Origin of the sequence: Arthrobacter sp. LjRoot78 (genome assembly GCF_964254335.1) — a bacterium.
GTDB lineage: Bacteria > Actinomycetota > Actinomycetes > Actinomycetales > Micrococcaceae > Arthrobacter.
This window is the reverse complement of record NZ_CAXUTG020000001.1, coordinates 2,890,407-2,902,779: the sequence shown is the minus strand read 5'-3', so window position 1 is coordinate 2,902,779 and position 12,373 is coordinate 2,890,407. Positions and strand designations below refer to the sequence as shown.

The following is a 12,373-nucleotide window of genomic DNA, read 5'->3' as shown; positions in this document are numbered from 1 at the left end:
AGGGCCCCGGAAACCATGTGGTTTCCGGGGCCCTCCGCTTTAAAGCTCATGTTCCAAACCGTAGCTTAGGTGTTGGGGCGCTTCCCGTGGTTCGCGCCGCCACGCTTACGGTCACGACGTTTACGTGCACGCTTGCTCATAGCTGGCCTCCTTAATCTTGGTACTCAAAAGAGCTGCCCTCAAGTCTCCCACATCACGCGACGGCCCGCGAACCGGGTCCCGCTCAATGACTGCCGGCGTTCAGCGAGTTGCGGATCGATATTTCGGCCTGGTCCAGCACCGTCCGGATCGTCTCGAGCGTGACGCCGCTGATTGGTGCAGCGCTGGCTTTTACCCGAAGCTCCACACGCAGGTTGTCCCTGAACGACTGCACCAGCATTTCCGCCTCTTTGAGCGTGCGGTCGCCTTCGGGAGTGTGCCGGGTACCGCGGTCCGGGAACCCTGCGGAACGCGCAGACGACCGCGCGGCCTCGGCAGTGGCGGCAAGGTCGGCCCGGAGCCCGCGCATGTTGACGCGGATATCCTCCCGCAGATTGTCGGCCAGCCGGCGCACCGAGGCGGAAATGTCATTCTCCACGCCGGCCAGTTCGTCCCTGCGCCGGTTGAGCTCCACCAGGCCCGCGGGGGTGATGCGGTAGTTGGTGCGTCGCCCCTCGGCTTCCGTGGCCACGAGCCCGTCTTCTTCCAGCTTGCCGAGCCGCGGATAGATCGTCCCGGCACTGGGGGAGTAGGTCCCCCCAAAGCGTTCGCTGAGGGCTTTGATGAGTTCGTAGCCGTGTTTGGGGCCCGACTCCAGGAGGGAAAGCAGATAGAGGCGAAGCGCGCCATGGGCGAAGACCGGAGGCATCTAGGCCTCCGTTTCCGTGTCCGCAGGCGACAGGCTGTGGATGATGGACGTCTTTCCGGAGACGGAGTTGGTTCGCACAATCATCAGCTGCGCGTCCGGGCCGGCGATCGTCTGGACCTTGCCGCCCGGATGGACGTACTTCTGGTCGTCGATGACCACGGTGCCGCCGGCGGACTTGGCCACGACATCGACTCCGACGTCCTGGGGAAGCCGGACGGTCAGGTCGCCCGACACCGAGTTGGCCCCGAAGTCGTGGGTGAAGCCGCGGAGGTCGAAGCTCATGTCGCCGCTGACGGTGTTGGCGCGGATGTTGCTGAACCGGCCGGACGCGGTGACCTCCCCGGAAACGCTCTTGGCGGTTAGGACGCCCTCGTGGTTCCGGGCGATGACTTCGCCGCTGACCGTGTTGACGTGGAGTTCGCCGCTGGTGCCGTCCGCCATGACGGATCCGGAGACGGTGTTGAGCTTGGTGTGGCCGCTGATCCCGGAGACGAGGCCGTCGCCGCTGACCGTGCCGGCCTCCACTTCCACACCCGCTGGCAACGCAATGCTGATGACCACGGAGTTGGTGCTGCTGTTGTTGACTGTGTCCATCAGGTTCTTGAACCAGCCCTGGGCGCCCTGTAGTTGGTGCCGAACCTCGAGTCGCCCGTTGACCAGGGTGACCGTCAGCGGATCCCCGTGGATTTCGGATACTTCGATCCGCGTGACCTCCTCGGCGTGGGTGACCACATCGAACCGTCCCCGGATGATTCCGAGCTTGAGTGACCTGACGCCGTCGACGTCGATCGTCTGCGGACCGGTGACGGTCCAGGTGTTCTCGTCCACTGCGCCTCCATATTGCGATATATCGTGATTATGATTTGACGATATATCGCGTCTTGCCCAAAAGCAATAGACGCTGGCTAGCGATAGATCTTTCCGATGAGGGTCCGGGCAGTCGTGGTCGCCGGATCCCTGCCATCCGGCGTCGGGGCCAGGTTCGTCCAGACGACGAGGGTGACCTGGGCGGCAGGGTCATGGCCTGCGAAGGTGTTGAAGCCGGGCAGTTCGCCGGTATGCCCGAAGAGTTTCCCGAATTTGGCGATCCCCAGCCCGTAGAGAGCCCCTCCAGGGTCGTCGGCCTTGACCGGCTGGGGACTGTCCAGCCGCAGTTTCTGCAGGGCGGGCCCCAGGAGCTTTCCGCTGCCGAGTGCCTCTGCCCACGTTGCCAGGTCTTCCGCGGTCGAAATTCCGGACCCGGCGGCCCAGGCCCACGAGGGGTTCATGGCTGTCTGGTCCGTGGGCAGGAGCGTTCCGTCAGCGGCAGCCTTTTGCATGTCCGCGGGGAGGGCAGGGTCGTTGAGCGTCAGCACGTTGTTCCCGTACATGTACCCCTGCGGATGCGGTTCCGGAATGGCGTTGGATGATTGCTCCGGAAATACGGATCCGGTCAGTCCCAGCGGTGTGAACAGCCTGTCCCGGAACGCCGCAGTGAGCGGCTTGCCGTCCAGGGCTTCCGCGATCAGGCCGAGCAGCACCGTGTTGGTGTTGGAATAGTGGAAGCCCTCGCCCGGAGCGAAATACGGCGGATGGCGGAAAGCAACGGCGAGCAGTTCTTCGGGGGGCCATGCCTTTCCGGGATCGGCATCGAGGACCTGGTTTACTTCCAGTGCCTCGGTGTAGTTGTAGAGTCCGCTGCGCATCGTCAGCAACTGTTCGATGGTGATGTTGGCGCCGTTCGGCACGTCCGGACGGTAGTCCGCCACCGGGTCGTCGAGCTCTATCTTCCCTTCCTGGACCAGCTGCAGGATGACAGTGGTGGTCCAGGTCTTTGTGACGGAGCCGATCCGGACGTGGTCCGCCGGCGTCACGGGATCGGTTCCGCCGAAGCTACGCACGCCGTATGCGTACGTGACGTTCCCAGCTGGGGTCCGCAGGAGCATTACCGCGCCGGGGACGCGCAGTTCCCGGGCGGCATCCCTGAAGGTCTGTTCCAGCGCCGCCTGGTCGAACTCCTGCAGCCCGTCGTTGGACGAAGCTGCCGGGGAGGAGGCTGCGGTGGAGGGGGAAGGCGAAGACGGGGCAGGAGCCGGGCCCGCACTGCAACCTGCCACAGCAAGCATCAGCGCTACGGCCAGCGCTGCCGGGGCGGGGGAGCCCTTGGGGATTCCGGGAACGTTCATGGACCCACAACCTTATGTCGACGGCGTTATGGGCCCATTGGGTCACGGGCGGGACTGGGGTGTCAAGCACCCCGAGCACGTGCGCATCTGTTTCGATGCAGCACCCCGAGCGGGCAAAGCCGCCCGGGCTTCCGGGTCTACTCCGGGGCAGCGATACCGAGCCACTGGAACCAGCCGCGGTGCAGCACCAGCCAGGCCATCAGCCCGTAGCCGGCCTGTCCCGGCGTTCCGCCGTTGGCTGCCAGATCCTGCCGCCACTGCTCATGGTTGAGCAACGGGGAGAAGGTGTCCACGTACAAGTGCTTGCGCCGCGTGGTGACATCGGCGAAGGCCGTATTCAGTTCCCCCAGCCGGCGGTTCTGCGAGGGGTCAAGTGACGGCGGCGGACCCACCACAAAGACTTCGATCTTGTTCTGGGACGCGGAGTCCAGGATATTGGCAAGGTTGAGGCGGCTGCGGGCCGTGGACAGGCCAAACTCGAGGTCACGCCCGCTCAGGCCGATCACGAGCCGGTTTTCGTGGTTGTTGCCGAAGCGGCGGCCGGCCTCGTCGAGCCAGCGGGCGGCCAGGCCCTCGGTGCCTTCCTGCGGGCAGGGGAGGGGATAGCACTCAACGGTGATGCCGTCCTGCGGAGTGCGGGCCAGCACGCGGCCCAGCCAGCCGAGCGCACGGGGATCGCCCAGGCCGGCCAACAGTTCATCTCCAACAGCCGCAATCCGCAGCTTCCTGTCTTCCACGACTACCTCTTTACCTCAATATGCAATTGGTTCAGCGTTCCATGGAAAGGGGCTGCCAGCCAACTCCGCGACCCGCGTTGGGGAGCACCGGCGTCGGTCAGCACCTGCGTCGGGCAGCGCCGCCCCTTCCATTAAGCAGCGCTGCCCGGCCGGAGTCGTGAATGTCGAGTTCCGGCCGGGCAGCGTCCAAGCTACTTCCGTGCGAACGCCTGCTTGAGGAGGGCGTCCTGCTCCGCAGCGTGCCGCTTCATGGAACCGGCGGCCGTGGAGGCCGAAGCCGGACGGGATACCAGCTTGACCCGGCGGTCGAGCGCCTCGGGCAGGTTAAGGCCCATGAACGGCCACGGTCCCTGGTTGGCCGGTTCGTCCTGTGCCCACACCACGTCGGCGTTGGGGTACTTGGCGAGCTCGGCCGCGATTTCAGCGGCGGGCAGCGGGTAGAGCTGCTCGACGCGGACGATCGCCGTGGTCTTGTCGCCGGTCTTCTGCCGCGTGGACAGGAGATCGTAGTACAGGCGGCCGGACACCAGCAGCACACGCTCAACGGCATCCGCCTGCAGCTGCTCGTGCTCTCCGATGACAGGCTTGAAGGCGCCGGTGGTGAAGTCCTCCACGGAAGACGCTGCGGCCTTCAGGCGGAGCAGCTGCTTCGGCGTGAAGATGATGAGCGGCTTCCGCGGCCGGCTGTACGCCTGGCGGCGCAGCAGGTGGAAGTGCGAGGCCGACGTCGTGGGGTTGGCCACGATCATGTTTTCTTCGGCGCACATCTGCAGGAACCGCTCGATCCGGGCGGATGAGTGGTCAGGGCCCTGGCCCTCGTAGCCGTGGGGCAGCATGAGCACCAGCGAGGAGCGCTGGCCCCACTTCTGCTCGGCCGAGGAGATGAACTCGTCGATGATGGTCTGCGCACCGTTGACGAAGTCACCGAACTGCGCTTCCCACAGCACCAGGGCGTCAGGGCGTTCGACGGAGTAGCCGTATTCGAAGCCCATTGCAGCGTATTCGGACAGCAGGGAGTCGTAGATCCACAGCTTGGCCTGGTCATCGGAGAGGTTGCCCAGCGGCAGCCACTCATTGCCGTTGGCGCGGTCGTGGAACACGGCGTGGCGCTGCACGAAAGTGCCGCGGCGCGAGTCCTGGCCGGCGAGCCGGACGGGAACGCCTTCCATGATCAGCGAGCCGAAGGCGGCGATCTCGCCAAAGCCCCAGTCGATGCCGCCTTCGCGGGACATCTGTTCGCGCTTCTCCAGCAACTGCTTGAGCTTGGCGTGGACCGTGAAGCCCTCAGGAATCTCGATGTGGGCCTTGCCGATGCGCGCCAGGGTCTCCGGGGAGATTGCGGTGGACGCCGGCGCGTTGATGCCGGAGTCGGACTGCTGGGCGCTCGGCCGTTCGATATCGGACACGGCGGCGGAATCGGCGGTGATGATCGGGATCGGGGAGGTCTGCGCAGCGTGGGTCTCAGCGAAGACGCGTTCCAGGCGTTCCTGGTAGTCGCGGAGCAGCTGCTCGGCTTCTTCCTCGGTGATGTCCCCGCGGCCGATCAGCGATTCGGTGTACAGCTTGCGTACAGAGCGCTTGGCTTCGATCAGGTTGTACATCAGCGGCTGGGTCATCGAGGGGTCGTCGCCCTCGTTGTGCCCGCGGCGCCGGTAGCAGACCATGTCGATGACAACGTCCTTGTGGAATCGCTGGCGGAACTCGTAGGCGAGCTGGCCGATGCGGACCACGGCCTCCGGGTCATCGCCGTTCACGTGGAACACCGGAGCCTGGATCATCTTGGCGACGTCCGTGGAGTAGGTGGAGGAACGCGACGAGGAGGGGGCGGTGGTGAAGCCCACCTGGTTGTTGACCACCACGTGGATGGTTCCGCCGGTGCGGTATCCGCGCAGCTGGGAGAGGTTGAGCGTTTCCGCCACCACGCCCTGGCCCGCGAAGGCAGCGTCGCCGTGCACCATGATGGGGAGCACGGGGAAGGCCTCGCCCTGGTCCAGGCGGTCCTGCTTGGCGCGGACGATGCCTTCGAGGACGGAGTCCACTGCCTCGAGGTGCGAGGGGTTGGCGGCGAGGTAGACCTTCGTCTCCTTGCCGTTGTCCGAGGTGAACGTGCCCTCGGTGCCGAGGTGGTACTTGACGTCACCGGAGCCCTGCACGGAGCGCGGGTCCTGCGTGCCTTCGAATTCGCGGAAGACCTGGGCGTAGGTCTTGCCGGCGATGTTGGTGAGCACGTTCAGGCGGCCGCGGTGGGCCATACCGATCGCCACTTCGTCGAGATCGTCGTCGGCTGCATCGGAGATGATGGCGTCCAGCAGCGGGATCAGCGATTCGCCGCCTTCGAGCGAGAACCGCTTCTGGCCCACGAACTTGGTCTGCAGGAACGTTTCGAAGGCTTCCGCGGCATTGAGCTTGGACACGATGCGCAGCTGCTCTTCGCGGCTGGGCTTGGAGTACGGGTGCTCCAGCTGGTCCTGGAACCACTTGCGCTCGGCCGGGTCCTGGATGTGCATGTATTCGATGCCGGTGGTGCGGCAGTAGGCGTCACGGAGCACGCCGAGGATATCGCGGAACGCCAGCATGGGCTTGCCGCCGAAGCCGCCGGTGGGCCACTCGCGGTCGAGGTCCCACAGGGTCAGGCCGTAGGTGAGGACGTCCAGGTCCGGGTGCTTCCGCTGTACGTATTCCAGCGGATCGGTGTCCGCCATGAGGTGGCCGCGGACGCGGTAGGAGTGGATCAGCTGCTGGATCCGGGCGACCTTGTTGATTTCGTCGGCCGGGTCCACCTGCAGGTCCGGGCTCCAGCGCACGGGCTCGTACGGGATGCGCAGGGACTCGAAGATCTCGTCGTAGAAGTTCTGCGCACCGAGCAGGAGCTGGTGCACGAGCTTCAGGAACTCGCCGCTGCCGGCACCCTGGATGACGCGGTGGTCATAGGTGGAGGTCAGCGTGAGGACCTTGCTGATGGCGTTGTGCGCGATGATCTTCTCGCTGGCGCCCTGGAACTCGGCCGGGTAATCCAGTGCGCCGACGCCGATGATGGCAGCCTGGCCCTTGGAGAGGCGGGGCACGGAGTGCACGGTGCCGATGCCGCCCGGGTTGGTGAGGGAGACCGTGGTGCCGGAGTGGTCATCGGCGGTCAGCTTGCCGTTGCGGGCGCGCTTGATCAGGTCTTCGTAGGTGTGCCAGAACTCGGAGAAGTTGAGGGTCTCCGCCTTCTTGATGTTCGGCACCATAAGCAGGCGCGTGCCGTCCGGCTTGGGCATGTCGATGGCGATGCCGAAGTTCACGTGTGCCGGCTGGACAGCGACGGGCTTGCCGTCCACTTCGTCGTAGTAGACGTTCATGGACGGGAACTGGGAAAGTGCGCGGATGACGGCATAGCCGATCAGGTGCGTGAAAGAGACCTTGCCGCCGCGGGCCCGGGCCAGGTTGGAGTTGATGACCACACGGTTGTCGATCAGCAGCTTCGCGGGAATCGCGCGGACGCTGGTCGCGGTGGGAACTTCCAGGCTGGTGACCATGTTGGAAGCGATGGCCTTGGCCGGTCCGCGGAGAACGGAGACAACGTCCTCTTCGGGAGCCGTGGGAGCCTTGACGTTCTTCGGCAGCTGGGCGGGGATGGGCGGAGTGCCTGCGGATTCGGGCTTCTTTGCGCCGTCGCGGGCAACAGTGGCGGGTGCCTTCTTCGCCGGGGCTGCGGGAGCCTGGGCGGAAGCGGTCGGGGCGGCAGCGGCCGGTTTGGCGGCGGCTGCCGGCGCCGGTGCCGGTGCGGCCGGAGCGGGAGCTACAACTGGAAGTTCGCGGGTTGAGGGATCTGCGGGCGCCGGTGCACCGGAGGTCCCGTTGGAAGACGAGCTGTCACCGGCGTCGAAGGATTCGAACAGGGGCCACCACTTGGCATCTACCGTGTTCTTGTCCTGCTGGTAACGCTCGTACAGTTCGTCAACGAGCCACTCGTTTCCGCCAAATTCCTCTGGTAGACGGTGGCTAGGCTGCTCTGGCACTTGAAATACGCCTCTTCCATGAGTTTGATTTCCCTCTGGTCGCCTTCGGTGCCTCAGCACAACAATCGAACCAGTCTCTGCGTCCTGTGAACCCAGACCTTTGCCAGTCTAGTGACGATCCTTGGTTAACTGCCAATAAGGGTGACCCAAATCATGTAGCGGCGAAACTATTGCGCGAATAAGCTGCCGGAGCCTCCGTCCGAGCCGTCCCGCCGCCGTCACCGGAGCCCCTCCCGGAGCCTTCCTTGGAGGCCTCCCCGGGGCCGTCCCGCTGCGGGCGCTCCCTCGCCTAGACTCGCACTGAGTATCCCTTTTCGACGAGGAGCAGCCGTGCGTTTTTTGAGTGAACCGTCCACCGACCTGACCTACTCGGACGCCTTCCTGGTGCCCTCGCGTTCGGACGTCACGTCGCGGCTGGATGTGGACCTCGCGGCCGACGACGGCACCGGGTCCTCCATCCCGCTGGTGGTGGCCAACATGACGGCGGTGACGGGAAAGCGCATGGCCGAGACCATGGCCCGCCGCGGCGGGCTGGCCGTCCTGCCGCAGGACGTTCCGCTTGATGTGCTGCGCGATGTCACCGCCTGGATTAAGTCGCGCCACACGGTGTTCGAAACTCCGGTCAGCCTGCTGGCCTCGGAAACCGTCATCGACGCCCTCCATCTGATGGGCAAGCGGCCGCACGGTGCCGTGGTGGTGGTGGACGACGCAGGCAGGGTTGCCGGCGTGGTCCGCGCTGCGGACTGCGAGGGGCAGGACCGTTTTGCCTCCCTCGCGTCGATCATGCGGCAGGCGCTGGTGCTGGACGCCGGCGCGTTGGGCCCGGGGAACCCGGCCGCGGGCGGAACGGGCTCCGATATCCGTGACGCCTCCCTGCGGAAGGCCTTCGAGGCGATGGACGCCGCGGGCACGGATTTCGCCCCGGTCCACCAGGACGGCACCCTCGCAGGAGTCCTCACCCGCAAGGGTGCCCTTCGTTCCACCATCTACCGGCCCCTGCTGGACGCGGCGGGGAAGCTGAAGGTGGCTGCCGCCGTCGGAATCAACGGTGACGTGGCGGGCCGGGCGGCGGAACTGCTGGCCGCCGGTGTCGACGTCCTTGTCATCGACACCGCACACGGTCACCAGCAAAAGATGTTCGACGCCCTGGCGGCTGTCCGCGGGCTTGACCCCGCCGTACCCATCGTGGCCGGCAACGTCGTGACAGCGGATGCAACCCGGGAACTGATCCACGCCGGCGCGAACATCGTCAAGGTCGGCGTCGGTCCGGGGGCCATGTGCACCACGCGCATGATGACGGCCGTCGGCCGTCCCCAGCTCTCCGCGGTGCTGGAGTGCGCCGCCGCGGCGCGCGCCGCAGGTGGGCGGATCTGGGCCGACGGCGGCGTGCGGTATCCGCGGGACGTGGCCCTGGCGCTGGCGGCCGGGGCAAGCCAGGTCATGATCGGTTCGTGGTTTGCGGGAACCCACGAAAGCCCGGGGGACCTGCAGCCGGACGCGAACGGCCGCCTATATAAGGAGAGCTTCGGCATGGCCTCGGCCAGGGCTGTGCAGAACCGGAACCAGCGCGAGGGCGCTTTTGAAAAGGACCGCAAGGCGCTCTTCGAAGAGGGCATCTCCACGTCACGCATGTACCTGGACCCCGCGCGGCCGGGCGTGGAGGACCTTGTTGACATGATCACCGCAGGGCTCCGCAGCTCCATCAGCTACGCCGGCGCAGTGGACCTCGCCGGATTCCGTGAGCGTGCCGTGGCGGGAATCCAGTCCGCAGCCGGCTACGAGGAGGGCCGGCCTGTTCCGCAAAGCTGGTGACGAAAAGCCCTTCGGAGGAGCGGCCCGGCGGGGCCGCACCTACCCTGTGCGCCGCATCTGCTCCTGTAGACTGAAATTCTTATGGACAGTAAATCTAGGTGCCGGCCTGGGGGCTGTCAGCGGAGCATGAACACGAGCTCCCCGCAGTCCACCCACAGAGCCGGCAAACCCCGTTCACGTGCCCATCATTCTGCAGCAGTCCACGCCGCAGCCTTCCAGGAAACAGGGTCGGCGCCGGCCGACCATCCTCCGCCGGGCGGTTTCCCCGGCAGCACCTCCCTTTCTTCAGCCGCTACGCGGCCGGCATCTTCGCCGGAGGCTAACCGCTGATGGAATGGTTACTACTTGGAGCAGGCATCCTGCTCATCCTTGGCACGGGTTTCTTCGTCGCCGTTGAGTTTTCCCTCGTCGCCCTGGACCAGGCCACGGTCCAGCGGGCCGTCGACAGCGGCGACGCTGCGGCCGTGCCGCTGCTCAAATGCCTCAAATCACTGTCCACCCAACTATCCAGCTGCCAGCTCGGGATCACCATGACCACCCTGCTGACCGGCTACGTCATGGAACCGTCCGTCGGAAAGCTGCTGGAAGGTCCGCTGGCCGCGGCCGGTGTTCCGGAAGCCGCAGCCGCATCTGTTTCGTTGGTGATGGCCATGACTATCGCCACCCTTGGATCCATGCTGATCGGCGAGCTGGTGCCCAAAAACATGGCCATCGCCCTGTCCCTGCCCATCGGCAAGGCCGTGGCCCGTCCGCAGCTGGTCTTCACCGCCGTCTTCAAGCCGGCAATCATCGTGCTCAACGGCTTCTCCAACAAAGTGCTGAATGTCTTCGGACTCGAAGCCAAGGAAGAGATCTCCGGCGCCCGGACCCCGGCCGAACTGGCATCCCTGGTGCGGCGCTCCGCCGCCATGGGAACACTTGACCCGGGAACGGCGAACTTCATCGCCCGGACGTTGAAGTTCTCCGGCCGCACTGCGGCCGACGTGATGACCCCGCGGATCCGGGTGGAGACCATTGCCGCCGGGCAGCCGGTTTCGGACATTGTCGACGCCGCACGGCGGACCGGGTATTCACGCTTCCCGGTCATTGGTGAGTCCGCCGACGACATCCGCGGCCTGGTCCACGTCAAGAAGGCAATCGCCGTGCCCTCGGACCGGCGCGCCAACCTTGAGGCAGGCGCCATCATGACGGACGTCCTCAGGGTTCCCGAAACCATCCACCTGGATGCCCTGCTGGCGGAACTCCGTGAAGGAAACATGCAGCTTGCGGTAGTGCTGGACGAATACGGCGGCACTGCCGGCATCGCCACCCTGGAGGACCTCGTGGAGGAAATTGTCGGGGAGGTCGCGGATGAACACGACAAGGTACGTCCCGGACTGCTGCAGAGTGCGTCGGGGGACTGGTACTTCCCCGGGCTCCTGCGCCCGGATGAACTCTCGGAACAGATTCCCGGACTGACGGTTCCTGACGAGTCGGCCTACGAAACAGTGGGCGGCTACGTGATGAGCCAGCTCGGCCGGATCGCCGCAGTGGGGGACAAGGTGGACGTCGGCGGAGGCACGTTGAGTGTGACCCGCATGGACGGGCGCCGGATCGACCGGATCTGCTTCAAGCCTTCTCCGGTCCGCGGCGAAGAGCACGCGGCCGGCCAGGGAGGCACGGCATGAGCGACTGGGTAGGAATTCTCTGGCTGGTAGTCCTGCTATTCGGCAACGCCTTTTTTGTTGCGGCCGAGTTCGCGGTGATGTCCGCGCGGCGGAGCCAGATCGAGCCGCTGGCGGAGGCCGGCTCCGTGCGGGCGCAGACGACGCTGCGGGCCATGGAAAACGTGTCCCTCATGCTCGCGTGCGCCCAGTTGGGCATCACGGTCTGCTCCTTGCTGATCCTGCAGGTGGCCGAACCGGCCATCCACCACCTGATGGCGGTTCCCCTTGAAGCCGTCGGCATGCCGATGGAACTCGCCGACATTGTGGCGTTCACCGTGGCCCTGCTGGTAGTGACCTTCCTGCACGTGACCTTCGGCGAGATGGTGCCCAAGAACATCTCGGTGTCCGTTGCGGACAAGGCGGCCCTGCTTCTGGCGCCGCCGCTGATGTTCATTGCGCGGCTGGTGAACCCGGTGATTGCAGCCCTCAACTGGTCCGCCAACCACATCCTGCGCCTGATGCGGATTGAGCCCAAGGACGAGGTCAACTCCTCGTTCACTTTGGAGGAGGTCCAGTCGATCGTGCAGGAATCCACGCGGCACGGGCTCGTGGATGACGACGCCGGCCTGATCACCGGTGCGCTTGAATTCTCCGAGCATACGGCGTCGCGCATTATGGTTCCGCTCGACAAACTGGTCATGATGAAGTCGCCCACCACGCCGGTGGAGTTCGAAAAAGCCGTCAGCCGCACCGGATTCTCCCGGTTCCCGATGATGGACGAGGACGGCATGCTGTCGGGCTACCTGCACATCAAGGATGTGCTGTCCATCCCGGAAGCCGGATACGAGCACCCTATTGCCGAGAGCAGGATCAGGTCCCTGGCGAACCTCGCCATGGATGACGAGATCGAAAAAGCCATGTCCGTGATGCAGCGCACCGGGTCGCACCTGGCGCGCGTCATCGGACCGGATGGCAACACCAAGGGCGTGTTGTTCCTGGAAGACGTGATCGAGCAGCTCGTGGGCGAGATCCGTGATGCCACGCAGGCGAAGGGCATCCGCCGGCTCGGCCAGCCGGACGGCGAGTAGCTCCCGCGCCGGAAGCTGTAGCCCTAAATAGGAATCATTCCTATTTAGGGCTACACTCGTCTTGTTGCTAATGCTCC

The 12,373-nt window shown here is 65.5% G+C and carries 9 protein-coding genes; 3 read left to right on the top strand and 6 right to left on the bottom strand.

Translation table 11 applies throughout. From position 1 onward, the window contains the following. Positions 1-65: 65 nt before the first annotated feature. The 6 genes from ACSQ1X_RS13500 to ACSQ1X_RS13475 all read right to left on the bottom strand — a co-directional run bounded on the left by ACSQ1X_RS13500 (position 66) and on the right by ACSQ1X_RS13475 (position 7,750). The gene (locus ACSQ1X_RS13500; RefSeq protein ID WP_369299106.1) at positions 66-140 is read right to left on the bottom strand and encodes a 50S ribosomal protein bL37; all 75 of its coding nucleotides are present in this window, start codon (positions 138-140) and stop codon (positions 66-68) included. An 83-nt stretch (positions 141-223) separates the two neighbouring features. Further along, positions 224-847 (bottom strand): PadR family transcriptional regulator, encoded by a 624-nt coding sequence (locus ACSQ1X_RS13495; protein WP_436058019.1) that lies wholly within the window; start codon positions 845-847, stop codon positions 224-226. Beyond that, positions 848-1,675: a DUF4097 family beta strand repeat-containing protein gene (locus ACSQ1X_RS13490; RefSeq protein ID WP_436058018.1), complete on the bottom strand. Its 828-nt coding sequence runs from the start codon at positions 1,673-1,675 to the stop codon at positions 848-850. Positions 1,676-1,752: 77 nt separating this feature from the next. Continuing rightward, a complete protein-coding gene (locus ACSQ1X_RS13485) occupies positions 1,753-3,012 on the bottom strand; it encodes a serine hydrolase domain-containing protein (protein ID WP_436058017.1) in 1,260 nt (419 codons plus the stop codon). Positions 3,013-3,149: 137 nt separating this feature from the next. Next, positions 3,150-3,749: a GDSL-type esterase/lipase family protein gene (locus ACSQ1X_RS13480; RefSeq protein ID WP_055796312.1), complete on the bottom strand. Its 600-nt coding sequence runs from the start codon at positions 3,747-3,749 to the stop codon at positions 3,150-3,152. 191 nt (positions 3,750-3,940) lie between these two features. After that, complete coding sequence (locus ACSQ1X_RS13475; RefSeq protein WP_436058016.1) at positions 3,941-7,750, bottom strand: multifunctional oxoglutarate decarboxylase/oxoglutarate dehydrogenase thiamine pyrophosphate-binding subunit/dihydrolipoyllysine-residue succinyltransferase subunit; 3,810 nt, start codon at positions 7,748-7,750, stop codon at positions 3,941-3,943. Between the two features lie 330 nt (positions 7,751-8,080). Between ACSQ1X_RS13475 and ACSQ1X_RS13470 the strand changes: the two genes are divergently transcribed. The 3 genes from ACSQ1X_RS13470 to ACSQ1X_RS13460 all read left to right on the top strand — a co-directional run bounded on the left by ACSQ1X_RS13470 (position 8,081) and on the right by ACSQ1X_RS13460 (position 12,296). Beyond that, the gene (locus tag ACSQ1X_RS13470) at positions 8,081-9,562 is read left to right on the top strand and encodes a GuaB1 family IMP dehydrogenase-related protein (protein WP_436058015.1); all 1,482 of its coding nucleotides are present in this window, start codon (positions 8,081-8,083) and stop codon (positions 9,560-9,562) included. 329 nt (positions 9,563-9,891) lie between these two features. Beyond that, positions 9,892-11,229 carry a hemolysin family protein gene (locus ACSQ1X_RS13465; protein WP_055797234.1) on the top strand — a complete coding sequence of 446 codons (1,338 nt, stop codon included), beginning with the start codon at positions 9,892-9,894 and terminating at the stop codon, positions 11,227-11,229. Further along, the gene (locus ACSQ1X_RS13460) at positions 11,226-12,296 is read left to right on the top strand and encodes a hemolysin family protein (RefSeq protein WP_055796304.1); all 1,071 of its coding nucleotides are present in this window, start codon (positions 11,226-11,228) and stop codon (positions 12,294-12,296) included. The genes ACSQ1X_RS13465 and ACSQ1X_RS13460 overlap by 4 nt, the downstream gene beginning before the upstream one ends. Positions 12,297-12,373 lie beyond the last annotated feature (77 nt).